The organism is Curtobacterium sp. NPDC088465 (genome assembly GCF_044753165.1).
Taxonomy (GTDB): Bacteria; Actinomycetota; Actinomycetes; order Actinomycetales; family Microbacteriaceae; genus Curtobacterium.
The window spans coordinates 1403843-1426303 of sequence record NZ_JBIVMR010000001.1; the positions used below are offsets into that span (position 1 = coordinate 1403843).

The following is a 22461-nucleotide window of genomic DNA, read 5'->3' on the forward strand; positions in this document are numbered from 1 at the left end:
CACCATGGGAAAGAACATCGTCGGGCTCGACATCTCCGCGCAGTCCATCCGTGCGGTCGAGGTCGCCGATGCGGACAAGGCGAACCCGACCGTCGTCCGCATCGCGGAGGTCCCGACCCCCGAGGACTCCGTGACCCGGGGCGAAGTGCTCGAGCCGAACACCGTGGCCGGGGCGGTGAAGCAACTCTGGTCCCTGGGCCGGTTCCGATCGCGGGACGTGGTGCTCGGCATGGGCAACCAACGCGTCCTCGCGCGTCCGCTGACGGTGCCGCGGGCGCCACTGGCACAGGTCCGCGAATCGCTGCCCTTCCAGGTGCAGGACATGCTGCCCGTCCCCGTCGGTGACGCGATCCTCGACTTCTACCCGACGAGCGAGGGCGTGCAGGACGGAGCGCCCGTTCTCGAGGGGCTGCTCATCGCTGCGGTCAAGGACGCGGTCCTGAACAACGTGCGCGCGGTGCAGCTCGCCGGTCTCAACCCGGTCGGGGTCGACCTCATCCCGTTCGCGCTGAGCAGGGTGCTGACGACCCGCCGGTCCGTCCCCGGGACGGTCACCGTCATCGACCTCGGTGCGCAGACCACGTCGGTCGTGATCCTGACCGACGGTGTACCGCAGTTCGTGCGGATCATCCCGACCGGAGGGGCCGACGTGACGAAGGCCCTCGCTGCGCGCATGTCCATCTCGTGGGACGAAGCGGAGATGGTCAAGCGGCACCTCGGCCTCGGTGCGGCCGCCCGGACGCCGGACGACCACCGGGCCGCCGGCGTCGTCCGCGAGTCCATCGAGGAGCTCTACTCGAGCTTGAGGAACACCGTGAACTACTTCGTGAACACGCACCCGGACCAGCCGGTCCGCGAGGTGGTGCTCGCCGGCGGTGGTGCGGCGCTGGGGGGCTTTGCCGACGGCTTCGGCGATCGTGTCGGCATGCCGGTTCGGGTCGCATCCGCCTTCGACGGTGTGGCGCGCGCCCGGTCCGTCCGGGACCACGATCTGGAGACCCGCGGATCGTCCGTCGCGGTCGCCTACGGCCTCGCGGTCGGAGGGAGAGCAGCATGACCAGCGCAGGAGCGGACGCCCGGTCCGCGGGAGGCCGGCGGCCCCTGTTCCGACGGACACCGTCGGTAACGTCGCAGGGGAAGCCCGCGCGACGGACCCGGCCGGACGAACCGGACCGGCGGGGCAGGCGTACCACCGTCAGCGTCGGGTACGAGCCCCGGGTGCACCTGCTGCCCGTCGAGGTCCTGATCGAACGACGGCAGCGAGCAGGCGTCAGGCGAGCATGGTTGGTCGTGGCACTCGTCGCTGCCGTCGCCCTGCTCGGCACCGGTGGGGCGTACGCGACCGCGGCGAACGCCGAATCGGACCTCACCATCGCCCAGGACCACACCGTGTCGCTGCTCAAGCAGGAGCAGGGATTCGCCGAGGTGAAGACCGTCCAGGCGCAGTCGGCGCTCATCACGTCGGCGCAGCAGGTCGGCGGCTCGACGGAGATCGACTGGGGCACGACACTCGAGGGGATGCAGGCATCGCTGCCGTCAGGGGTCGCGATCACCGGCGTCCAGGTCGACAGTGCGACGCCGCTGCAGGCGTTCTCGCAGTCGACGGCGCCGTTGCAGGGTCCGCGGGTGGCGACGGTCACGGTGACCGCGACCACCGCCGTGCTCCCGTCCGTCTCGGACTGGATCACCGCACTGGAGCAGATCCCGGGCTACGTGGACGCCAACGCCAACTCGGTCACCCTCAGCGCGGACGACTCCGGTGGGTACACGGCAAACCTCACCATCCACCTCGACACCGGCGCCTACGACGGCAAGTACGCCGCCGAGAAGGGGGAGTGACATGTCCCGCAACCGACTCATGCTCCTCGTCGCGGTGATGGCGAGCGTCGTGGTCGCCGTCGGCGGCTTCTTCCTCGGCGTGCAACCGCAGCTCGCACGGGCGGACGCCAGTGCCGAGCAGCAGGCCTCGGCCGAGCAGAGCAACGCGACGGCGGAGGGGCGCATCGCAAAGCTGCGCGCCGAGAGCCAGACGCTGCCGGCGCAGAAGGCAGAGCTCGCGGTCCTCGAGGGCTCCATCCCCTCGTCGCTCGATCAGGCAGCGTTCTACCGGGAACTGTCGGACCTCGCGGACGCGGGTGGGGTGACGATCTCGTCGCTCACCACCTCCGATGCGCAGTCGTACGCTCCGCCGCAGGCTCCGGCAACGAGCACCGAGGCGGCCGGCACCGCCTCTGCCGGGGCGACCCCGACCCCGACCCCCGACGCCTCCGCCACCCCCGACGCCTCCGCCACCCCCGGAGCAGCCGCGGCGCCCGCCGTGACCACGAGCCCTGTCATCACCAGCGCGAACTTCTCCGCGGTGCCGGTGACCGTCGGGGTCCAGGGGTCTTTCGAGCAGGCGACCGCCTACATGAAGGCCGTGCAGAACGGCAAGCGGCTGTTCCTCGTCTCATCGATCGTCTCGTCGTCCTCCGCGAGCGGTTCGGACGCGAGCAACGACGCCGGTCCCACCACCTGGACCCTCAGTGGCTTCATCTACGTCCTGCAGGACGCCGCCTCCACGCAGGCCGAACAGGCCGCAGCGGCGTCCTCGTCGAGCGCCTCTACGAACGGCTGACACCCCCCCCGCAGAGCCCCCCGCGAAGTGGGTGCGACACGCCACGCCGCACCCACTTCCGCGACACCCGTCGGTGTGCCTACGATGCTCCCGACGCCGCACTCGCGGCTGCTCACACCCCTCTCGGACGGTCGCCTCAGGACGGCCGTTCCTCGTCGTGCCCGGAGTCGCGCGTGTTGGTCGGAATCGTGGAGTTCCTCGGCTGGTTCGGAGCCGTAACCGTTCTCGCAGGTTACCTGCTGTTCTCACTGGGCAAGATCCCGAACGGGCCGCTCTACCAGTCCCTCAACCTTGTCGGCGGCCTCTCCGTCGCCGTCAACGTCGCTGCGCACCACGCGATCCCGTCGACGATCGTGAACGGCATCTGGGCGGTCATCGCGGTGGTCGTCCTGGTCAGGATGGGCCGCGCACGTCGGGCCGCCCGGAACCAGGCTTCGGCCCTGCCGAGCGCGTCGGCCCTGCCGACGGCGCCGGTCCTGCACAGCGAGCCGCCGACGACGACGGCGGTCCTGCCGGTCGTCGGGCCGGCCCTGCGCGACCACGAGGCGGAGCCGGGGGAGCGCGACCGCGGCGAGTCGCGCCTCCAGGACGGCACCATGACGGCCCCCGTCGCTCCCATGACGGAGTCCGTCCCCGTCATCACGGCGACGATCGCGCTCGCGCTCGTCGCGGCCGCGCAGCACCAGGCGACCCAGGGCGGCCCCGCGCAGCACCACGTGGCTCAGGACGACTCGGCGCAGCACCAGGCGACCCAGGACGACTCCGCGCAGCACCAGGCGACCCAGGGCAGCCCCGCAGCGCAGGGACCCCAGCACGCGCAGGAGCACGCCGCACGGTGACGTGACGGCGCCGCAACCCGCCACCCAGGGTGCCCGGCAGTAGCATCGAGCCATGTCCCGGTGGCTGATCGCGACGATGACGTCGGTCCTCTTCATCGCGCTCGTCATCGCGGTGACGGGCTTCGAAGCCCTGCTCGCCGACGTCGAGGCGATCCCGCAGCCGGACGCGAGTCCCTACCTCGGCCCTGCGATGGTGGTCGCGGCGGCCGCCGTCGTGTTCCTCGCCACCGCCGCGGGCATCCGCGAGGGCAACCCGGGCGTCACCGGGCTCGTCGCCGCTGCCGGTACGTACCTCGTCATGCTCGGCACGGGTGCGGTCGGGTACTCGATGACGCGGGGCGACGGTACCGAGCTCCTCGTGTTCCCGGCGGGGTCCGCGTTGAGCCCGTTCGTCGTGGGGTCCGTCGTCGTGGCGCTGCTCTGCGTCGTCGGCGGCGTCTCCGCCGCCCGCTACCAGGCCCGGCAGCGTCCGGCGGGCGCGACCCCCGGCGTGGAGGGCGACCGCCGCTAGGAGTCACCCGCGCGCTCGGCGCCCCCCCGGCCGTCGCGCGCCGTGCATGCGTGTGCGCCCCCCCCGACCCCGCCCCGACTCCGACTCCGACCCGCGCTCCACAGCGCCGGCCACAGCCCCGGTCCCGCGGCGCCGGTCGGCGGTAGGATCCGGGGGCACGCAACAGGCACGACGGGGGACGCATGACCGACCATGAGCCGGACGGGTGGGCACGTGTCCCGCACGTCGACACGATCCGCGGGACGCATGAAGCACCGGTCCCGGCGGCCGCCCCGGTTGCACGACGGCCTCGTCGCCGGATGCGCCGCGGCGCACTGGTCGGGATCATCGCCGGCGGTGCCGCCGTGGTGCTGCTGCTCGCGACGGGGGTCGTCGGGTACGCGCTCCAGTCCTCCTCGCACTCGGCCGACCGGCCGGTGCGGGCCTTCCTCGACGACCTGACCGCCGGTCACGTCGACGACGCGCTGCGTCTGGCGGGTGTGGACCACGACGACGAGGACGTCCTGCTCACCGACGCCGCCTACGCGAAGGCGTCCGACCGGGTCACCGGGTACCGCATCGCGGCGACGCGCACCGACGGCGACACCGCGACCGTGCGTGCCTACCTCCGTCAGGGCGGCCGGGACGTCGCCTCCACCTTCACGCTCGACCGCACGGGGACCGACTGGGGGGTCTTCCCGGTGTGGGAGCTCGAGGCCCCCGACCTCGGCCGGGTGCAGGTCTCGGTGCGCGGCCCCGGCGGGACCCCGGTCGAGGTCGCCGGCCAGCGTGTCCGGACGTCCGACGACGGCATCGCGAACCTGACCGCGCTGCCCGGGACGTACGACGTGACCGTCGACGGCGGGAAGTGGTTCACGGCAGAGCGCGCCTCCGCTCGTGTCCCCGGGTTCAGCGGGACCGGTTCGGTGCCGGTGTCCTTGACGACGGAGCTCACCGACGACGGCAAGCAGGCCGCGCAGCAGGCGGTGGACCGCTGGGTGGACGGCTGCATCGCCTCCACCGACCCGGCCCCGGCGGGCTGCAGCTTCTACGCCTACGGCGAGGACCCGGCGTACACCTACACCAACCAGAAGTGGACGCTCGAGCAGCGCCCGGAGGTCACGGTCGGCGGTTGGCTGTCGCGCGGGTGGACGATCTCGACGACGACGCTCGGCCGCGCCACCTTCACCGCGGACATCTCCGGACCCGACGGCGTCGGCACGGCCACGGCGGGGCCGATGAACGTGAACGCGAGCGGGTACGTGTCGGGCTTCTCCGACGACGGCGCCACCTTCGAGTCCGCCGTCGGGAACGGGTCGTCGGACTCGGGTTCCTGACGCGGACCGGCCCGGACCCGCGGTCGACGGCCGGGAGGCCCGCCCCGCCTCCGCCCCGACCGGTGCGGTCCGGTACGGGGCCGGTCTGGCGCGTCGGCGGGTCGCTCGGAGCGCGACGCGCCCGGATTGATTTCGCCGTGTGACGCGGGTAGTCTCTACCAGGTGTGCGCTCTCGGGCGCGCCCGAAATCCCGGGTCACCCTCGTCGTCCTCGACGAGACCGTACCGGGTCATCCATCCCACGACCTCCCCTCCGCCGTCAGGCGGTGATCAGCGTGGGATGAGGAAGCCGACGGAAGGCGTCGGCCAGAACACGAGCGAAGAACCAGGAGAACAGTTGCCTACCATCCAGCAGCTCGTTCGCAAGGGTCGTACGCCCAAGGTCGTCAAGACCAAGGCGCCGGCACTGAAGGCGAACCCCCAGCAGCGTGGTGTCTGCACCCGCGTCTACACCACCACCCCCAAGAAGCCGAACTCGGCCCTGCGCAAGGTCGCTCGTGTCAAGCTCTCGAACGGCACCGAGGTCACGGCCTACATCCCCGGTGAGGGCCACAACCTGCAGGAGCACTCGATGGTGCTCGTCCGCGGCGGTCGTGTGAAGGACCTCCCCGGTGTGCGCTACAAGATCATCCGCGGTGCCCTGGACACCCAGGCCGTCAAGAACCGTAAGCAGGCCCGCAGCCGCTACGGCGCGAAGAAGGGTTGAGTTAGATGCCTCGTAAGGGTCCCGCCCCGAAGCGTCCCGTCGTCGCCGACCCGGTGTACGGCGCGCCGATCGTCTCGCAGCTCGTCAACAAGATCCTCCTGGACGGCAAGAAGGGCCTCGCCGAGCGCATCGTCTACGATGCACTCGAGGGCGTCACCGCCAAGAACCAGCAGGACGCCGTCGCGACGCTGAAGAAGGCGCTCGACAACGTCCGTCCGACCCTCGAGGTCCGCAGCCGCCGCGTCGGTGGCTCGACCTACCAGGTCCCGGTCGAGGTCAAGCCGCACCGCGCGAACACCCTCGCGCTCCGCTGGCTCACCTCGTACGCCAAGGCCCGTCGCGAGAAGACGATGACCGAGCGTCTCATGAACGAGATCCTCGACGCGTCGAACGGTCTCGGTGCCGCGGTCAAGCGCCGTGAGGACACGCACAAGATGGCCGAGTCGAACAAGGCCTTCGCCCACTACCGCTGGTAAGTCCGGCGCTGGTAGTCCCGGCTCCGGGTGGGTGCCGGCGGTCATGAACCGTCGGCGCCCACCCGGACGCCAACCTCTCCTACAACTCTTCCGGAGGAACCTGTGGCACAGGACGTGCTCACCGACCTGAACAAGGTCCGCAACATCGGCATCATGGCGCACATCGATGCCGGCAAGACCACGACGACCGAGCGCATCCTGTTCTACACGGGCATCACGCACAAGATCGGTGAGGTCCACGACGGCGCCGCGACGATGGACTGGATGGCGCAGGAGCAGGAGCGCGGCATCACGATCACGTCGGCCGCGACGACCTGCTTCTGGGACAACAACCAGATCAACATCATCGACACCCCCGGTCACGTGGACTTCACGGTCGAGGTGGAGCGCTCGCTCCGCGTCCTCGACGGTGCCGTCGCCGTCTTCGACGGCAAGGAGGGCGTCGAGCCCCAGTCCGAGACCGTGTGGCGTCAGGCGGACAAGTACGACGTCCCGCGCATCTGCTTCGTCAACAAGATGGACAAGCTCGGCGCTGACTTCTACTTCACCGTCGACACGATCATCAACCGCCTCGGTGCGGAGCCGCTCGTGCTCCAGCTCCCGATCGGTGCCGAGAACGACTTCGTCGGCGTCATCGACCTCATCGAGATGCACGCCAAGGTCTGGCCCGGCGACGCCAAGGGTGACGTGACCATGGGCGCCCAGTACGAGGTCCAGGAGATCCCGGCGGACCTCCAGGACCGCGCCGAGGAATACCGCGCGAAGCTGATCGAGCGCGTCGCCGAGACCGACGACGCCCTGCTCGAGAAGTTCTTCGGTGGCGAGGAGCTCACCAAGGACGAGATCAAGGGCGCGATCCGCAAGCTCACGATCGCCTCCGAGGTCTACCCCGTCCTCTGCGGCTCGGCCTTCAAGAACCGCGGCGTCCAGCCGATGCTCGACGCGGTCATCGACTACCTCCCGTCCCCGCTCGACGTGCCGCCGATGATCGGCCACGACGTCAAGGACGAGGAGAAGGAGATCATCCGCAAGCCCGACGCCACCGAGCCGTTCTCGGCCCTGGCGTTCAAGGTCGCGGTGCACCCCTTCTTCGGTCGTCTGACCTACGTCCGCGTGTACTCCGGCTCGATCGAGTCCGGTGCCCAGGTCATCAACTCGACCAAGGGCAAGAAGGAGCGCATCGGCAAGATCTTCCAGATGCACTCCAACAAGGAGAACCCGGTCGACAACGTCACCGCCGGTCACATCTACGCGGTCATCGGCCTCAAGGACACCACCACCGGTGACACCCTGTGCGACCCGTCGGACCAGGTCGTCCTCGAGTCGATGACGTTCCCGGAGCCGGTGATCGAGGTCGCCATCGAGCCGAACACGAAGGCCGACCAGGAGAAGCTCTCCACGGCCATCCAGAAGCTCGCGGAAGAGGACCCGACGTTCCGCGTCGAGCTCAACGCCGAGACCGGTCAGACGACGATCAAGGGCATGGGCGAGCTCCACCTCGACATCCTCGTCGACCGCATGAAGCGCGAGTTCAAGGTCGAGGCGTCCGTCGGCAAGCCGCAGGTGGCCTACCGCGAGACCCTGACCAAGGTCGTCGAGCGCTACGACTACACGCACAAGAAGCAGACCGGTGGTTCCGGCCAGTTCGCGAAGGTGCAGATCGCCCTCGAGCCGATGGAAGTCACGGCCGAGAAGGTCTACGAGTTCGAGAACGCCGTCACCGGTGGTCGCGTCCCGCGTGAGTACATCCCGTCGGTCGACGCCGGTATCCAGGACGCCATGCAGGTCGGCATCCTCGCCGGGTACCCGACCGTCGGCGTGAAGGCCATCCTCAAGGACGGCGCGGCGCACGACGTCGACTCGTCCGAGATGGCGTTCAAGATCGCCGGTTCCATCGCCTACAAGGAGGCCGCCCGCAAGGCCGGCCCGGCCATCCTCGAGCCGATCATGGCCGTCGAGGTGCGTACTCCCGAGGAGTACATGGGCGACGTCATCGGTGACCTGAACTCCCGTCGTGGCCAGATCGCCTCGATGGAGGACGCCTCGGGCGTCAAGGTGGTCCGCGCGAGCGTGCCGCTGTCCGAGATGTTCGGCTACGTCGGGGACCTCCGGTCCAAGACCTCTGGTCGTGCGGTCTACTCGATGACCTTCGAGACCTACAGCCAGGTCCCGGCCAAGGTCGCCGAGGAGATCATCGCGAAGAACAGCGGAGAGTAACGCTCCGGCGTTCTCTCCACAGGCGAGGGTGCCCGGCGACGGGCCCCTCGTCACCAAGTACAGTTAGACACACACCCTGCTCGCCAACGGTCGTCAGACCGGGGGCGTGCTCTCCGAGTCCTGAGGAGGACCCACAGTGGCCAAGGCCAAGTTCGAGCGGACCAAGCCGCACGTCAACATCGGAACCATCGGTCACGTCGACCACGGCAAGACCACGCTCACGGCGGCGATCACCAAGGTTCTGCACGACCAGTATCCGGACCTCAACGAGGCCCGTGACTTCGCTCAGATCGACAGCGCTCCCGAGGAGCGCGACCGCGGCATCACGATCAACATCTCCCACGTCGAGTACCAGACCGACAAGCGCCACTACGCGCACGTCGACGCTCCGGGTCACGCCGACTACGTGAAGAACATGATCACCGGTGCGGCGCAGATGGACGGCGCGATCCTCGTGGTCGCCGCCACCGACGGCCCGATGCCCCAGACGCGTGAGCACGTGCTGCTCGCCCGCCAGGTCGGCGTCCCCTACATCGTCGTCGCGCTGAACAAGTCCGACATGGTGGACGACGAGGAGATCCTGGAGCTCGTCGAGCTCGAGGTCCGTGAGCTCCTCGGCTCGCAGGAGTTCGACGAGGACGCCCCCGTCGTGCAGGTCTCGGCGCTCAAGGCGCTCGAGGGCGACGAGAAGTGGGTCAAGTCCGTCCAGGACCTGATGTCCGCCGTCGACGAGAACGTCCCGGACCCGGTGCGCGCCACCGACCAGCCGTTCCTCATGCCGATCGAGGACGTCTTCACGATCACCGGTCGTGGCACCGTCGTCACCGGTCGTGTCGAGCGTGGCACGCTGGACCTCAACTCCGAGGTCGAGATCGTCGGCATCCGCCCGACGCAGAAGACCACGGTCACGGGCATCGAGATGTTCCGCAAGCTGCTGGACAAGGCTGAGGCGGGCGACAACACCGGTCTCCTCATCCGTGGCCTCAAGCGCGAGGACGTCGAGCGCGGCCAGGTCGTCGTGAAGCCGGGTTCGGTCACGCCGCACACCGAGTTCAAGGCGAACGCGTACATCCTGACCAAGGAAGAGGGCGGTCGTCACAACCCGTTCTACGCGAACTACCGTCCGCAGTTCTACTTCCGCACCACGGACGTCACCGGCGTCATCACGCTGCCCGAGGGCACCGAGATGGTCATGCCCGGCGACACCGTCGCCATGTCGGTCGAGCTGATCCAGCCGATCGCGATGGAGGCCGGCCTCCGCTTCGCCATCCGTGAGGGTGGCCGCACGGTCGGCGCCGGTACGGTCGAGGAGATCGTCAAGTAACTCCCGGTTCTCCGGAAGACACTGCGCCAGCGGGGTCGGGCCTTCGGGTCCGGCCCCGCTTCGTCGTTCCCGGCGGACCTCTGGGCTCCTCCGGGAGCGTTCCCGGTGACGGGTCCCAGGCGCTGACGGGCAACATCGTCGGAGTGACCCGTCTCCGCCGCTCCGCGACCAACGGTCGTGGCTACCACCGTGTCCGCAGCGGCAAGGGCTTCTCGTACCGCGACCCGGACGGGAAGACCGTCACGGACGAGGCCGTCCGGCAGCGCCTCGAGGACCTCGTGATCCCGCCGGCCTGGGACGACGTGTGGATCTCGCCGTACGAGAACGGGCACATCCTCGCGACCGGCAAGGACGGCGTCGGTCGTCGCCAGTACATGTACCACCCCGGTTGGCGCGAGCGGATGGACCGCATCAAGTACGACCGCGCGCTGGCCCTGGCGGAGTCGCTACCGTCCGCGCGACGGATGGTGACGCAGGACCTGCGACGGCCCGAGCCCGACCGCCGGCGTGCCCTCGCCGCGGCCTTCCGGATGCTCGACCAGGGCTCGCTCCGGGTCGGGTCCGAGCGGTACGCCACCGAGCACGGCAGCCGCGGGCTGTCGACGCTGCTCTGTGCGCACGCGCACGTGTCGGGCGACGACATCGAGCTCGACTTCCCGGGCAAGAGCGGCCAGGAGTGGTCCTCGACCATCCACGACCACGACCTCGCGCGGGTCATCGCCGGGATGAAGCGGCGTGGCCCGAACGCCCGCCTGCTGTCGTTCCGCGCCGGACGGGGCGCGGAGTGGGAGCCCCTCGCCGCCGAGGACATCAACGAGTACGTGAAGGAGCGCGCCGGCGACGAGTTCACGGCGAAGGACTTCCGCACCCTGCACGGCACGGTGGCCGCCGCCGTGGACCTCGCGCGCACCGGACCCCAACCCAGCGAGGCGAAGCGCAAGAAGGCCGTCTCGCACGCCGTGAAGGCCGCGAGCGAGGAGCTGGGCAACACGCCGACCGTGTGCCGGCAGAGCTACATCGACCCGCGGCTGCTCGACGCGTACCAGCACGGCGAGACCATCGACCCCGAGCGCCTGCACGCAGCCGAGTCCGAGGTGCGTGCCCTGCTCTACCGACAGTGACGGAAGGGGGCGGATCATGACGTACGGTTGGACACCGTGCCCGACCTCCCCCACCCGGGCACGGAAGGACCCCTCCCAGTCGTGACCGACGAGTGCATCCACGGTTTCCCCACCGAGCTCTGCGACATCTGCTCCCCCCGACAGGCCGAGGTGCCTGCCGTCCCCACCACGCCGACGCCCCGTCGGACCCGCATCACCACCGACCTCCGCTCCACCCCGGCGCCCGCGCGCGGCTCGTCGTCGCTCCGGTCTCCCGCGGCTCCCGAGCTGCCGGAGCCCCGCGTCTTCGCGTCGCTCCGCGCGCACCACGCCACCCACGTCGACAACCTGTCGTCGATCGTCGCCGAGGGTGCGATCCTCGCTGCCGACGCGGCCGCCCCGGTCGTCGACGTCAGCTCGGCCGAGACGCGGGCCGCCCGCGCCGAGGCGAGTGCTCCCGACGGCGGACCCGTCTCCGGGCACGTGCCCTTCACCCTCTCGCCCGACGCCACCCGCTGGGACGAGCTCCGTCACGGTGCCGAGGGCACCCGGTGGTCGGACGCCGCACGCCGCACCCGCGCGACCGAGTACGTCGTGCTCGTCGTGCCGGTGTCCGCGTTCGGCGCGTCGGTGATCGTGGCCGACCAGGACGCCGACGCCGACGACGTGCGGTTCGCCGTCGGTCCCGAGGCCGCGACGAACCTGATCCGCCGGACCGACTTCACCGACCCGGACATGCACGGGCTCGAGCTGCTCGCCGGTCCCCGGGTGCCGTTCTCGTCCGTCGCCGTGATCGGTGTGCCGAACGACCGCGTCCGACAGCAGGTCAAGTCGCTGCTCGCGCAGCACCGGGTCACCGGGCCCCGCGTCGCGGTCTTCCCGCCCTGGTTCGTCCCGCCCGTGCCCGAGGAGTTCTGACCGGGTCGGACGACCTCCCCACCATCGTGCCCGCTCGGCCTCGCCGAGCGGGCACGATCCGTTCCTCAGGGTTCGCCGGGCTGCCCGGTCCTCCACTGCGCCGTGCCGAGCGGGCCGTTTCCGTCACGCTCGGCACCTCGACCCGACCGATCCCGCCCGCCCGCCGCGCACCACACGGCGTGTCCTGCCCGCTCGCGGAGCGACGGGGCCGCACTGGCACCCGCCGGACCGGCGCCGGCCGAACCGGCGCCGGCCGGACCGGCGCCGGCCGGACCGACGCCGGCCGGAGCGACGGCGGCCGGACCGGCGCCGGCCGCACTGGCACCCGCCGCAAGCGCTGCCGCGAGCACACCGAGCACCTCGGGAACGCGCCCGACGCGCCCGGGGTGCGCCGTGCCTCCAGGCCGACCGGAACCCCGCCGTTCCGGGGGAGCGAGCCGCTCCGCGCCCCACGGAATCCGACGACACGCCCGGGTTGCACGCACGGACGTGCTGTGCGAGACTTGTCCGGTTCCGAATTCCGCGGGCGTTCGCGCGCGCAGGATCACTGCTCTGGCAGTGCACAACCCCTCCGTCCAGCGGAGCTGGGTTGGGCCGCAGGCAGCAGAACACGATCGAGTCCCTCGTGAGCGCCTGGCCACTGCTGTGTCCAGGTGTGGGGGAAGCGACATGCCCACGCTGGACGGCCACGGTCGCCCTGCGCGGTTGACAGGAGAACAGCGGTCATCCCCCGAGGATGCGGCCGGTTGGTTCAGGAAAACAGCCAAGCCCTGCAGGAATGCACGGTGACGGCGGCGTCAGGCGGCCCGAGGGTGCGCGGCGCAGAGAGGACAGAGAGACACATGGCGGGACAGAAGATCCGCATCCGGCTCAAGTCGTACGACCACGAGGTCATCGACACGTCGGCCCGGAAGATCGTCGACACGGTGACCCGTGCCGGTGCGACCGTGGTCGGCCCGGTGCCGCTCCCCACCGAGAAGAACGTGGTCACCGTGATCCGTTCGCCCCACAAGTACAAGGACTCGCGCGAGCACTTCGAGAAGCGCACGCACAAGCGGGTCATCGACATCGTCGACCCGACGCCGAAGGCCGTCGACTCGCTCATGCGACTCGACCTCCCGGCTGACGTCAACATCGAGATCAAGCTGTAAGGGGGACCGACCAATGGCGAACTCAACCAAGACCGTCAAGGGCCTCCTCGGCAAGAAGCTCGGGATGACCCAGGTGTGGGACGAGAACAACAAGTTCATCCCCGTCACCGTGATCGAGGTCGGCCCGAACGTGGTCACCCAGATCCGCAACGTCGAGCGCGACGGCTACGAGGCGATCCAGATCGCCGCCGGTGCCATCGACCCGCGCAAGGTGAACAAGCCGGCCGCCGGCCACTTCGAGGCTGCCGGTGTGACCCCGCGTCGCACCCTCACCGAGATCCGCACCAACGACTCCGCCGAGTACACGCTCGGCCAGGAGCTCACCGTCGACACCTTCGAGGCCGGCCAGAAGGTCGACGTCGTCGGGACGTCGAAGGGCAAGGGCTTCGCCGGTGTCATGAAGCGCCACGGCTTCGCCGGTGTGTCCGCTTCGCACGGTGCCCACCGCAACCACCGCAAGCCCGGTTCGATCGGTGCTTCGTCGACCCCGTCGCGTGTCTTCAAGGGCATGCGCATGGCCGGCCGCATGGGTGGCGAGCGCGTGACCGTCCTCAACCTCACGGTGCACGCCGTCGACGCCGAGAAGGGTCTGCTGCTCGTCAAGGGCGCCGTCCCCGGTGCGCGCGGTCGCTCCGTCTTCGTCCGCACCGCCGTGAAGGGTAAGTGATCATGGCCACCGAGACCGCAACCACGATCGACGTCCTCGACGCGACCGGAGCCGTCGCCGGCAGCATCGAGCTGCCCGCCGCGCTCTTCGACGTCGAGACCAACGTCCCGCTGATCCACCAGGTCGTCACCGCGCAGCTCGCCGCCGCGCGTCAGGGCACCCACAAGACCAAGAACCGCGGCGAGGTCCGCGGTGCTGGTCGCAAGCCGTTCAAGCAGAAGGGCACCGGCCGCTCCCGTCAGGGTTCGGTCCGCGCTCCGGAGCACACCGGCGGTGGCGTCGTCCACGGACCGACCCCGCGCGACTACTCGCAGCGCACCCCGAAGAAGATGATCGCCGCAGCCCTGCTCGGCTCGCTCTCGGACCGCGCCCGCGGTGGCCGCATCTCCGCTGTCGAGTCCTTCGTCGCGGCCGAGGTGCCGTCGACCAAGACCGCTCGCACGCTCATCGAGAAGGTCGCGCCCGTCAAGAACGTGCTCGTCGTGCTCGAGTCGGACGACGAGCTCACGCTCAAGTCGATCCGCAACCTGCCGGGTGTCCACGCACTCTCGTACGGCCAGCTCAACGCCTACGACGTGCTCAAGTCGGATGCCCTCGTCTTCAGCAAGAGCGCACTCGACGCCTTCATCGCGTCGAAGACCGCGAAGGAGATCTCCGCATGAGCGGCTTCAACAAGGACCCGCGCGACATCATCATCTCGCCGGTCGTCTCGGAGAAGAGCTACGGCCTGATCGACCAGGGCAAGTACACGTTCATCGTGGACCCCCGTTCGAACAAGACCGAGATCAAGCTCGCCATCGAGAAGATCTTCGACGTCAAGGTCGCGAGCATCAACACGCTGAACCGTCCGGGCAAGACCCGTCGCACGAAGTTCGGCCTGGGCAAGCGCAAGGACACCAAGCGCGCCATCGTGACGCTCAAGTCCGGTTCGATCGACATCTTCACGGCTGTCGGCTGAGGACCAGAGGGATAAATCATGGCTATTCGTAACTACAAGCCGACGACCCCCGGTCGTCGCGGCTCGTCGGTCGCCGACTTCGCTGAGATCACCCGTTCGACGCCGGAGAAGTCGCTGCTTCGTCCGCTGCCGAAGACCGGTGGCCGCAACAGCTCGGGCCGCATCACCACCCGCCACATCGGTGGTGGCCACAAGCGCCAGTACCGCGTGATCGACTTCCGTCGTCACGACAAGGACGGCGTGGACGCCAAGGTCGCACACATCGAGTACGACCCGAACCGCACCGCGCGCATCGCGCTCCTGCACTACGTCGACGGCACGAAGCGCTACATCATCGCGCCGAACAAGCTCAAGCAGGGCGACGTCATCGAGCAGGGCCCCGGCGCCGACATCAAGCCCGGCAACAACCTGCCGCTGCGCAACATCCCCGTGGGTACGGTCATCCACGCGATCGAGCTCCGCCCCGGTGGCGGCGCGAAGATGGCGCGTTCGGCCGGTGCCTCGGTGCGTCTCGTCGCCAAGGACGGCCCCTACGCGCAGCTCCGCCTGCCGTCGGGCGAGGTCCGCAACGTCGACGCCCGCTGCCGCGCCACGATCGGCGAGGTCGGCAACGCCGAGCAGTCCAACATCAACTGGGGCAAGGCCGGCCGCATGCGCTGGAAGGGCGTCCGCCCGACCGTGCGTGGTGTCGCGATGAACCCGGTCGACCACCCGCACGGTGGTGGTGAGGGCAAGACGTCCGGTGGTCGTCACCCGGTCAGCCCCTGGGGCCAGGCCGAGGGTCGTACGCGCAAGCCGAACAAGCCGAGCGACAAGCTCATCGTCCGTCGCCGTAACGCCGGCAAGAAGCGCAAGTAGGAGTTCAGAAGATGCCACGCAGTCTGAAGAAGGGCCCCTTCGTCGACGAGCACCTGCTCCGCAAGGTCGTCACGCAGAACGAGGCCAACACCAAGAACGTGATCCGTACCTGGTCGCGTCGCTCGATGATCGTCCCGAACATGCTCGGACACACGATCGCCGTGCACGACGGCCGCAAGCACATCCCGGTGTTCGTCACCGAGTCGATGGTCGGTCACAAGCTCGGCGAGTTCGCGCCGACCCGCACCTTCCGTGGTCACGTGAAGGACGACAAGAAGGGCCGTCGCCGCTAACGCGGCGACGCAGAGGAGGAACGAAATGGTGGAGTCGATCGCACGCGTGCGACACATCCGCGTCACGCCTCAGAAGGCCCGTCGCGTCATCGAGCTGATCCGCGGCAAGCAGGCCCACGAGGCCCTCGCCATCCTGAAGTTCGCCCCCCAGGGCGCTTCGGAGCCCGTGTACAAGCTGGTCGCCTCGGCGATCGCGAACGCACGTGTCAAGGCGGACTCGACGAACAGCTTCCTCGACGAGCGCGACCTCTACGTGAGCCGCGTCTTCGTCGACGAGGGCACGACCCTGAAGCGGTTCCAGCCGCGTGCCCAGGGCCGCGCCTTCCGCATCAACAAGCGCACCAGCCACATCACGGTCGTCCTCGCGACGCCGGACGAGGCCGAGGCTGCCGCGACGAGCAAGAAGGCGAGCAAGTAATGGGCCAGAAGGTCAACCCGTACGGCTTCCGTCTCGGGATCACGACGGACCACGTCTCGCACTGGTTCACCGACAGCACGAAGGCCGGTCAGCGCTACGCCGACTACGTGGCCGAGGACATCAAGGTGCGCGAGTACCTGAAGAAGACCCTCGACCGCGCCGGTGTCGCCCGCATCGAGCTCGAGCGCACCCGTGACCGCGTCCGCGTGGACATCCACACCGCGCGTCCGGGCATCGTCATCGGTCGCCGTGGCGCCGAGGCGGAGCGCGTCCGTGGCGAGCTCGAGAAGCTCACCAAGAAGCAGATCCAGCTCAACATCCTCGAGGTCAAGAACCCCGAGACCGAGGCCCAGCTCGTCGCGCAGGGCATCGCCGAGCAGCTCTCCGCTCGTGTCGCGTTCCGTCGCGCCATGCGCAAGGGCCTGCAGGGTGCACAGCGTGCCGGCGCCAAGGGTGTCCGCATCCAGGTGTCGGGCCGTCTCGGCGGCGCCGAGATGTCCCGCTCGGAGTTCTACCGCGAGGGCCGCGTGCCCCTGCACACGCTCCGCGCGAACATCGACTACGGCTTCTACGAGGCCCGGACCACGTTCGGCCGCATCGGCGTGAAGGTCTGGATCTACAAGGGCGACATCACGAACAAGGAGCTCGCTCGCGAGCAGGCGAACCAGCGTTCGTCGCGCCCCGAGCGTCGTGGCGGCCCGCGTGGCGAGCGCGGCGACCGTGGGGACCGCCGTGGCGGCGACCGCGGCGGCCGTCAGCAGCAGGCTCCGCAGGACGCGCCGGCCGGCGCAGGAGTTGAGGCGTAACCATGCTTATCCCCCGTCGAGTCAAGCACCGCAAGCAGCACCACCCGAAGCGTTCGGGCCAGGCGACGGGCGGCACCAAGGTGTCGTTCGGCGACTTCGGCATCCAGGCGCTCACGCCCGCCTACGTGACCAACCGTCAGATCGAGTCCGCTCGTATCGCCATGACGCGTCACATCAAGCGTGGCGGCAAGGTCTGGATCAACATCTACCCGGACCGCCCGCTCACCAAGAAGCCGGCTGAGACCCGCATGGGTTCCGGTAAGGGCTCGCCCGAGTGGTGGGTCGCCAACGTCAAGCCGGGTCGTGTGCTCTTCGAGCTCTCCGGCGTCAGCGAGGACATCGCCCGTGAGGCGCTGACCCGTGCAATCCACAAGCTGCCCCTCAAGGCACGCATCATCAAGCGCGAGGAGGGCGACGCATAATGGCGATCGGTTCCAAGGAGCTCCGTCCGACGGAGCTCGACACCTTCGAGAACGAGCGTCTCGCTGACGAGCTGAAGAAGGCCAAGGAGGAACTCTTCAACCTCCGCTTCCAGTCGGCCACCGGCCAGCTGGAGAGCCACGGTCGTCTCCGCGCCGTCAAGCGCGACATCGCACGCATCTACACGGTCCTCCGTGAGCGCGAGCTCGGCATCCGTGCCACCCCCGCGCCCGTCGAGACCGCCACCAAGGCCAAGAAGACGAAGAAGGCTGACAAGCCCGCCGAGTCGACCGAGGCCGCTACCGCCGAGGAGAACTGATGGCGAACGAAGAGAACAACTCCGCCGCCTCGACCCGCGGCTACCGCAAGACGCGTCGCGGCTACGTGACGAGCGACAAGATGGACAAGACCATCGTGGTCGAGGTCGAGGACCGCGTGAAGCACGCGCTCTACGGCAAGATCATCCGTCGCACGTCCAAGGTGAAGGCGCACGACGAGCTCGGCACCGCCGGTGTCGGCGACCTCGTCGTGATCAGCGAGACCCGTCCCCTCAGCGCCTCCAAGCGCTGGCGCCTGGTCGAGATCCTCGAGAAGGCCAAGTAGGCCCCGGCCTGCTTCGGAATAGGAGACAGCAGTGATTCAGCAGGAATCCCGCCTGAAGGTCGCCGACAACACGGGTGCCAAGGAGATCTTGACCATCCGCGTGCTCGGTGGCTCGGGTCGTCGCTACGCCGGCCTCGGTGACGTCATCGTCGCCACGGTGAAGGACGCCATCCCCGGCGGCAACGTGAAGAAGGGTGACGTCGTCAAGGCGGTCATCGTTCGCACCAAGAAGGAGACCCGTCGTCAGGACGGCTCCTACATCAAGTTCGACGAGAACGCGGCAGTGATCCTCAAGGCCGACGGCGACCCGCGCGGTACGCGCATCTTCGGGCCGGTCGGTCGTGAGCTCCGTGACAAGAAGTTCATGAAGATCATCTCGCTCGCGCCGGAGGTGCTGTAAGCCATGGCGAACATCAAGAAGGGTGACCTCGTCCAGGTCATCACGGGAGCCAAGCAGGAGCGTGGCGGCGACCGTGGCAAGCAGGGCAAGGTCATCGAGGTCCTCAAGGACAAGAACCGTGTCGTCGTCGAGGGCGTGAACTTCGTCACGAAGCACGTCCGCGTCGGCCAGACGCAGCGCGGGTCGAAGACCGGTGGCGTCGAGCAGCACGAGGCTCCGATCCACGTGTCGAACGTCGCCATCGTCGACCCGAAGACCAAGAAGCCGACCCGCGTCGGCTTCCGCATCGAAGAGGTGGAGAAGGACGGCGTCAAGAAGACCGTCCGCGTCCGCTACGCCAAGAAGTCGGGTGAGAAGCTCTGATGACCGACACGACTGCCGCGCCGGAGACCAAGGTCGAGCCGCGCCTCAAGCAGAAGTACAAGAACGAGATCAAGGCTGCCCTCACCGAGCAGTTCGGGTACGCGAACGTCAACCAGGTCCCCGGCCTGGTCAAGGTCGTCGTGAACACCGGTGTCGGTGAAGCAGCTCGTGACTCGAAGGTCATCGAGGGGGCCGTCAAGGACCTCACGGCGATCACGGGTCAGAAGCCGGTCGTGACGAAGGCCCGCAAGTCCATCGCGCAGTTCAAGCTGCGTGAGGGCCAGGCCATCGGCGCGCACGTCACCCTCCGTGGTGACCGCGCGTGGGAGTTCATCGACCGCCTCGTCACCCTCGCACTGCCCCGCATCCGCGACTTCCGCGGGCTCAGCGACAAGCAGTTCGACGGCAACGGCAACTACACGTTCGGTCTCACGGAGCAGTCGATGTTCCACGAGATCGACCAGGACCGCATCGACCGCGTGCGTGGCTTCGACATCACCGTCGTGACCACCGCGAAGACGGACGACGAGGGCCGCGCGCTGCTCCGCCAGCTCGGCTTCCCGTTCCGTTCGGCCGACCAGACGGTCTAAGCTAGTCCGGGCGCTGCGGGCCGGAGGATTCACGTCCTCCGGCCCGCACGCACGAACACCGGCCGACGGCGACAGCCGCCGGCCCCCAGGTCTCCGGGATCCGCTCGGAGACCACCCGATCGCTCAGGTCGGCATTCGTGGAACGGGTGTCGAAACCAGGCGAAGAATGGACGACCATCATGACGATGACCGATCCGGTCGCAGACATGCTGACCAGATTGCGGAACGCGAACTCGGCGCACCACGACGCCGTCTCGCTCCCCAGCTCCAAGCTGAAGAAGAACATCGCCGAGATCCTCAAGCGCGAGGGTTACATCAGCGAGTGGAAGATCGAGGACGCCCGCGTCGGGCAGACCCTCACGATCGACCTGAAGTACGGCCCCGAGCGCGAGCGTTCGATCGCCGGCATCAAGCGCGTCTCGAAGCCCGGTCTCCGGGTCTACGCGAAGTCGACGGAGCTCCCCCAGGTCCTCGGTGGCCTCGGCGTGGCGATCCTCTCGACCTCGTCGGGACTGCTCACCGACCGTGAAGCCGAGCAGAAGGGCGTGGGTGGGGAAGTCCTCGCCTACGTGTGGTGATCGACAATGTCTCGAATCGGACGTCTTCCCATTGACATCCCCGCGGGTGTGACCGTCGCCATCGACGGCCAGACCGTCGCGGTCAAGGGCCCGAAGGGCGAGCTCGCGCTCACCGTCGCAGAGCCCATCCAGGCCAAGGTCGAGGAGAACCAGGTCCTCGTCACCCGTCCGGACGACGAGCGCAGCTCGCGTGCGCTGCACGGCCTGACCCGCACCCTCATCGCGAACAACATCGTCGGCGTGACCCAGGGCTACTCCAAGGGCCTCGAGGTCGTCGGTACCGGTTACCGCGTCGCGGCGAAGGGCAGCAACGTCGAGTTCGCGCTCGGCTACTCCCACCCCATCACGGTCGAGCCGCCGGCGGGCATCAGCTTCGCCGTCGAGGGCAACAACAAGCTCACCGTGTCGGGCATCGACAAGCAGGCCGTCGGCGAGGTGGCTGCCAACATCCGCAAGCTGCGCAAGCCCGAGCCCTACAAGGGCAAGGGTGTCCGCTACGCGGGCGAGATCGTGCGCCGCAAGGCCGGAAAGTCAGGTAAGTGATCATGGCTCTCGGTATCCGAGGAAAGAGCAAGTCGGCCGCCAAGGCGCGCCGTCACAACCGTCTCCGCAAGAAGATCACCGGCACCGAGGCGCGTCCGCGTCTCGCCGTCACCCGTTCGTCGCGTCACGTGTTCGTCCAGGTCATCGACGACGCGAAGGGCCACACCCTGGCCAGCGCGTCGACGATGGAGGCCGACCTCCGTTCGTTCGACGGCGACAAGACGGCCAAGGCCCGTCGCATCGGCGAGCTCGTCGCCGAGCGTGCGAAGGCCGCTGGCGTCGAGGCCGTGGTCTTCGACCGCGGTGGGAGCAAGTACGCCGGTCGCGTCGCCGCGATCGCCGATGGTGCCCGTGAAGGAGGGCTGAACCTGTGAGCGACATCGCGAACAACAACGAAGCGGCCGAGACCGAGACCGCTGCTGCGACGGAGACCGTCGCCAAGGCCGCGGCCGGCAAGGAAGCGGAAGCCCCTGCCGTCGCCGAGCGTCCGGTCGAGACCGCCGCGGGCTCCGCGTCGAACAACCGCGACAACGCCGACCAGCGCGGCCGTCGTGGTGGCGGGCGTGACCGTCAGCAGGGTCGTGACCGCAACAACCGCGGTGGCGACAGCCAGTTCCTCGAGCGCGTGGTGACCATCAACCGCGTGTCGAAGGTCGTCAAGGGTGGTCGTCGCTTCAGCTTCACGGCGCTCGTCGTCGTCGGTGACGGCAACGGCCTCGTCGGTGTCGGCTACGGCAAGGCGAAGGAAGTCCCCACCGCGATCTCGAAGGGCGTCGAGGAGGCGAAGAAGAACTTCTTCCGCGTCCCGCGCGTCGGCAACACCATCCCGCACCCGGTGCAGGGTGAGGCCGCTGCCGGTGTCGTGCTCCTGCGTCCGGCCGCTGCAGGTACCGGTGTCATCGCCGGTGGTCCGGTCCGCGCCGTGCTCGAGTGCGCCGGCATCCACGACGTCCTGAGCAAGTCGCTCGGCTCGTCGAACACCATCAACATCGTGCACGCGACCGTCGAGGCGCTGCAGCAGCTCGAGGAGCCCCGCGCGGTCGCGAGCCGTCGTGGCCTCGACGTCGACCGGGTCGTCCCGGCCCGTCTGCTCCACGCCGAGGCTGCGGCGCTGCGTGCCGCGACCGAGAAGGCAGGTGCGTGATGGCGATGCTGAAGATCACGCAGACGAAGTCCGTTATCAGCGAGAAGCAGTACCAGCGCGACACCCTGCGCAGCCTGGGCCTCAAGCGCATCGGCCGTACGGTCCTGCGTGAGGACAACGCCCAGAACCGCGGGTACATCGCGACGGTGGCGCACCTCGTGAAGGTCGAGGAGGTCGACGCATGAGCGACGAGAAGAACGAGCGGGTCCAGGTGCTGAAGCTGCACCACCTCCGTCCGGCTGCCGGTTCCAAGAAGGACCGCACCCGTGTCGGCCGTGGTGAGGGCTCGAAGGGCAAGACCGCCGGCCGTGGTACCAAGGGCCAGAAGGCTCGTTACCAGGTCAAGGTCGGCTTCGAGGGTGGGCAGATGCCGCTGCACATGCGCACCCCGAAGCTCCGCGGGTTCAAGAACCCGTTCCGCGTCGAGTACCAGGTCGTGAACCTGGACAAGATCGCGGAGCTCTACCCCAACGGTGGCGACGTCACCGTAGCGGACCTGGTCGCCAAGGGTGCCGTCCGCAAGAACGAGAAGGTCAAGGTTCTCGGTCAGGGTGACATCAGCGTGAAGCTCACGGTCTCGGTCGACAAGGTCTCGGCGTCCGCCGCCGAGAAGATCGTGGCTGCTGGCGGAACCGTCTCCCAGTAA

At 68.8% G+C, this 22461-nt stretch carries 32 protein-coding genes; all 32 read left to right on the forward strand.

The window, feature by feature from the left end; genetic code table 11:
• Positions 1-4 precede the first annotated feature (4 nt).
• The 32 genes from pilM (at position 5) to rplO (ending at position 22461) form a co-directional block, all read left to right on the forward strand.
• The gene (pilM, locus tag ACIP6W_RS06620) at positions 5-1057 is read left to right on the forward strand and encodes a type IV pilus assembly protein PilM (protein WP_400428766.1); all 1053 of its coding nucleotides are present in this window, start codon (positions 5-7) and stop codon (positions 1055-1057) included.
• A gap of 161 nt (positions 1058-1218) precedes the next feature.
• A complete protein-coding gene (locus ACIP6W_RS06625) occupies positions 1219-1839 on the forward strand; it encodes a hypothetical protein (protein ID WP_400428768.1) in 621 nt (206 codons plus the stop codon).
• A gap of 1 nt (position 1840) precedes the next feature.
• Entirely contained in the window at positions 1841-2617 is a 777-nt protein-coding gene (locus ACIP6W_RS06630) for a hypothetical protein (protein WP_400428770.1), read from the forward strand.
• Positions 2618-2790: 173 nt separating this feature from the next.
• Positions 2791-3456: a hypothetical protein gene (locus ACIP6W_RS06635; RefSeq protein WP_400428772.1), complete on the forward strand. Its 666-nt coding sequence runs from the start codon at positions 2791-2793 to the stop codon at positions 3454-3456.
• A 52-nt stretch (positions 3457-3508) separates the two neighbouring features.
• Entirely contained in the window at positions 3509-3967 is a 459-nt protein-coding gene (locus tag ACIP6W_RS06640) for a DUF6121 family protein (RefSeq protein ID WP_271826704.1), read from the forward strand.
• A 182-nt stretch (positions 3968-4149) separates the two neighbouring features.
• On the forward strand, positions 4150-5283 hold the full coding sequence (locus ACIP6W_RS06645; protein WP_271826705.1) for a hypothetical protein: 1134 nt from the start codon (positions 4150-4152) through the stop codon (positions 5281-5283).
• A gap of 336 nt (positions 5284-5619) precedes the next feature.
• A complete protein-coding gene (rpsL, locus tag ACIP6W_RS06650; protein WP_058728453.1) occupies positions 5620-5988 on the forward strand; it encodes a 30S ribosomal protein S12 in 369 nt (122 codons plus the stop codon).
• A gap of 5 nt (positions 5989-5993) precedes the next feature.
• Entirely contained in the window at positions 5994-6464 is a 471-nt protein-coding gene (rpsG, locus tag ACIP6W_RS06655) for a 30S ribosomal protein S7 (protein ID WP_058742332.1), read from the forward strand.
• A 102-nt stretch (positions 6465-6566) separates the two neighbouring features.
• On the forward strand, positions 6567-8681 hold the full coding sequence (gene fusA, locus ACIP6W_RS06660) for an elongation factor G (protein ID WP_066657042.1): 2115 nt from the start codon (positions 6567-6569) through the stop codon (positions 8679-8681).
• Positions 8682-8817: 136 nt separating this feature from the next.
• Complete coding sequence (tuf, locus tag ACIP6W_RS06665; protein WP_058728450.1) at positions 8818-10005, forward strand: elongation factor Tu; 1188 nt, start codon at positions 8818-8820, stop codon at positions 10003-10005.
• Between the two features lie 143 nt (positions 10006-10148).
• Positions 10149-11126 (forward strand): DNA topoisomerase IB, encoded by a 978-nt coding sequence (locus ACIP6W_RS06670; protein ID WP_271826706.1) that lies wholly within the window; start codon positions 10149-10151, stop codon positions 11124-11126.
• Positions 11127-11162: 36 nt separating this feature from the next.
• Entirely contained in the window at positions 11163-12023 is an 861-nt protein-coding gene (locus tag ACIP6W_RS06675; protein WP_209684903.1) for a DarT ssDNA thymidine ADP-ribosyltransferase family protein, read from the forward strand.
• An 842-nt stretch (positions 12024-12865) separates the two neighbouring features.
• Entirely contained in the window at positions 12866-13174 is a 309-nt protein-coding gene (gene rpsJ / locus ACIP6W_RS06680; RefSeq protein WP_022903286.1) for a 30S ribosomal protein S10, read from the forward strand.
• Between the two features lie 13 nt (positions 13175-13187).
• Complete coding sequence (gene rplC / locus ACIP6W_RS06685) at positions 13188-13841, forward strand: 50S ribosomal protein L3 (protein WP_022903285.1); 654 nt, start codon at positions 13188-13190, stop codon at positions 13839-13841.
• A gap of 2 nt (positions 13842-13843) precedes the next feature.
• Positions 13844-14503, forward strand: coding sequence for a 50S ribosomal protein L4 (rplD, locus tag ACIP6W_RS06690; RefSeq protein WP_066657033.1), 660 nt, complete (start codon positions 13844-13846; stop codon positions 14501-14503).
• Positions 14500-14799, forward strand: a complete 300-nt coding sequence (gene rplW, locus ACIP6W_RS06695; RefSeq protein ID WP_058742338.1) for a 50S ribosomal protein L23 — start codon at positions 14500-14502, stop codon at positions 14797-14799. Before rplD ends, rplW begins: the two co-directional genes overlap by 4 nt.
• Positions 14800-14817: 18 nt before the next feature.
• A complete protein-coding gene (gene rplB, locus ACIP6W_RS06700; RefSeq protein WP_058728264.1) occupies positions 14818-15657 on the forward strand; it encodes a 50S ribosomal protein L2 in 840 nt (279 codons plus the stop codon).
• Positions 15658-15668: 11 nt separating this feature from the next.
• Entirely contained in the window at positions 15669-15950 is a 282-nt protein-coding gene (rpsS, locus tag ACIP6W_RS06705; RefSeq protein WP_017885529.1) for a 30S ribosomal protein S19, read from the forward strand.
• Positions 15951-15975: 25 nt separating this feature from the next.
• Positions 15976-16368 (forward strand): 50S ribosomal protein L22, encoded by a 393-nt coding sequence (gene rplV, locus ACIP6W_RS06710; protein ID WP_056121420.1) that lies wholly within the window; start codon positions 15976-15978, stop codon positions 16366-16368.
• Complete coding sequence (gene rpsC / locus ACIP6W_RS06715; RefSeq protein WP_066657031.1) at positions 16368-17174, forward strand: 30S ribosomal protein S3; 807 nt, start codon at positions 16368-16370, stop codon at positions 17172-17174. The genes rplV and rpsC overlap by 1 nt, the downstream gene beginning before the upstream one ends.
• Before the next feature lie 2 nt (positions 17175-17176).
• The gene (gene rplP, locus ACIP6W_RS06720) at positions 17177-17596 is read left to right on the forward strand and encodes a 50S ribosomal protein L16 (protein ID WP_066657030.1); all 420 of its coding nucleotides are present in this window, start codon (positions 17177-17179) and stop codon (positions 17594-17596) included.
• Entirely contained in the window at positions 17596-17913 is a 318-nt protein-coding gene (gene rpmC / locus ACIP6W_RS06725; RefSeq protein ID WP_058728265.1) for a 50S ribosomal protein L29, read from the forward strand. Before rplP ends, rpmC begins: the two co-directional genes overlap by 1 nt.
• Entirely contained in the window at positions 17913-18197 is a 285-nt protein-coding gene (gene rpsQ / locus ACIP6W_RS06730; protein WP_066657023.1) for a 30S ribosomal protein S17, read from the forward strand. The genes rpmC and rpsQ overlap by 1 nt, the downstream gene beginning before the upstream one ends.
• Positions 18198-18228: 31 nt before the next feature.
• Complete coding sequence (gene rplN, locus ACIP6W_RS06735; protein WP_017885523.1) at positions 18229-18597, forward strand: 50S ribosomal protein L14; 369 nt, start codon at positions 18229-18231, stop codon at positions 18595-18597.
• Between the two features lie 3 nt (positions 18598-18600).
• Positions 18601-18960 (forward strand): 50S ribosomal protein L24, encoded by a 360-nt coding sequence (gene rplX, locus ACIP6W_RS06740; protein ID WP_066657021.1) that lies wholly within the window; start codon positions 18601-18603, stop codon positions 18958-18960.
• The gene (gene rplE / locus ACIP6W_RS06745) at positions 18960-19550 is read left to right on the forward strand and encodes a 50S ribosomal protein L5 (protein WP_066657018.1); all 591 of its coding nucleotides are present in this window, start codon (positions 18960-18962) and stop codon (positions 19548-19550) included. Before rplX ends, rplE begins: the two co-directional genes overlap by 1 nt.
• A gap of 179 nt (positions 19551-19729) precedes the next feature.
• Complete coding sequence (rpsH, locus tag ACIP6W_RS06750) at positions 19730-20128, forward strand: 30S ribosomal protein S8 (RefSeq protein WP_065960021.1); 399 nt, start codon at positions 19730-19732, stop codon at positions 20126-20128.
• Positions 20129-20134: 6 nt separating this feature from the next.
• Positions 20135-20671: a 50S ribosomal protein L6 gene (gene rplF / locus ACIP6W_RS06755; protein ID WP_066657016.1), complete on the forward strand. Its 537-nt coding sequence runs from the start codon at positions 20135-20137 to the stop codon at positions 20669-20671.
• Positions 20672-20673: 2 nt separating this feature from the next.
• Positions 20674-21045: a 50S ribosomal protein L18 gene (rplR, locus tag ACIP6W_RS06760; protein ID WP_066657014.1), complete on the forward strand. Its 372-nt coding sequence runs from the start codon at positions 20674-20676 to the stop codon at positions 21043-21045.
• A complete protein-coding gene (gene rpsE, locus ACIP6W_RS06765; RefSeq protein ID WP_081985128.1) occupies positions 21042-21815 on the forward strand; it encodes a 30S ribosomal protein S5 in 774 nt (257 codons plus the stop codon). The genes rplR and rpsE overlap by 4 nt, the downstream gene beginning before the upstream one ends.
• Positions 21815-22000, forward strand: coding sequence for a 50S ribosomal protein L30 (rpmD, locus tag ACIP6W_RS06770; protein WP_031273241.1), 186 nt, complete (start codon positions 21815-21817; stop codon positions 21998-22000). The genes rpsE and rpmD overlap by 1 nt, the downstream gene beginning before the upstream one ends.
• Positions 21997-22461 (forward strand): 50S ribosomal protein L15, encoded by a 465-nt coding sequence (gene rplO / locus ACIP6W_RS06775; RefSeq protein WP_066657012.1) that lies wholly within the window; start codon positions 21997-21999, stop codon positions 22459-22461. The genes rpmD and rplO overlap by 4 nt, the downstream gene beginning before the upstream one ends.

Coding starts and splice junctions, on each gene's coding strand:
- rplP (WP_066657030.1), top strand. CDS start 17,177: ATGCTTATCCCCCGTCGAGTCAAGCACCGCAAGCAGCACCACCCGAAG.
- rpmC (WP_058728265.1), top strand. CDS start 17,596: ATGGCGATCGGTTCCAAGGAGCTCCGTCCGACGGAGCTCGACACCTTC.
- rplR (WP_066657014.1), top strand. CDS start 20,674: ATGGCTCTCGGTATCCGAGGAAAGAGCAAGTCGGCCGCCAAGGCGCGC.
- pilM (WP_400428766.1), top strand. CDS start 5: ATGGGAAAGAACATCGTCGGGCTCGACATCTCCGCGCAGTCCATCCGT.
- rpsJ (WP_022903286.1), top strand. CDS start 12,866: ATGGCGGGACAGAAGATCCGCATCCGGCTCAAGTCGTACGACCACGAG.
- rplO (WP_066657012.1), top strand. CDS start 21,997: ATGAGCGACGAGAAGAACGAGCGGGTCCAGGTGCTGAAGCTGCACCAC.
- rplW (WP_058742338.1), top strand. CDS start 14,500: ATGAGCGGCTTCAACAAGGACCCGCGCGACATCATCATCTCGCCGGTC.
- rpsC (WP_066657031.1), top strand. CDS start 16,368: ATGGGCCAGAAGGTCAACCCGTACGGCTTCCGTCTCGGGATCACGACG.
- ACIP6W_RS06645 (WP_271826705.1), top strand. CDS start 4,150: ATGACCGACCATGAGCCGGACGGGTGGGCACGTGTCCCGCACGTCGAC.
- rplC (WP_022903285.1), top strand. CDS start 13,188: ATGGCGAACTCAACCAAGACCGTCAAGGGCCTCCTCGGCAAGAAGCTC.
- rpsG (WP_058742332.1), top strand. CDS start 5,994: ATGCCTCGTAAGGGTCCCGCCCCGAAGCGTCCCGTCGTCGCCGACCCG.
- rplV (WP_056121420.1), top strand. CDS start 15,976: ATGGTGGAGTCGATCGCACGCGTGCGACACATCCGCGTCACGCCTCAG.
- rpsQ (WP_066657023.1), top strand. CDS start 17,913: ATGGCGAACGAAGAGAACAACTCCGCCGCCTCGACCCGCGGCTACCGC.
- rpsH (WP_065960021.1), top strand. CDS start 19,730: ATGACGATGACCGATCCGGTCGCAGACATGCTGACCAGATTGCGGAAC.
- rpsS (WP_017885529.1), top strand. CDS start 15,669: ATGCCACGCAGTCTGAAGAAGGGCCCCTTCGTCGACGAGCACCTGCTC.
- rplX (WP_066657021.1), top strand. CDS start 18,601: ATGGCGAACATCAAGAAGGGTGACCTCGTCCAGGTCATCACGGGAGCC.
- ACIP6W_RS06640 (WP_271826704.1), top strand. CDS start 3,509: ATGTCCCGGTGGCTGATCGCGACGATGACGTCGGTCCTCTTCATCGCG.
- rplD (WP_066657033.1), top strand. CDS start 13,844: ATGGCCACCGAGACCGCAACCACGATCGACGTCCTCGACGCGACCGGA.
- rplF (WP_066657016.1), top strand. CDS start 20,135: ATGTCTCGAATCGGACGTCTTCCCATTGACATCCCCGCGGGTGTGACC.
- rplE (WP_066657018.1), top strand. CDS start 18,960: ATGACCGACACGACTGCCGCGCCGGAGACCAAGGTCGAGCCGCGCCTC.
- rpmD (WP_031273241.1), top strand. CDS start 21,815: ATGGCGATGCTGAAGATCACGCAGACGAAGTCCGTTATCAGCGAGAAG.
- ACIP6W_RS06630 (WP_400428770.1), top strand. CDS start 1,841: ATGTCCCGCAACCGACTCATGCTCCTCGTCGCGGTGATGGCGAGCGTC.
- rplB (WP_058728264.1), top strand. CDS start 14,818: ATGGCTATTCGTAACTACAAGCCGACGACCCCCGGTCGTCGCGGCTCG.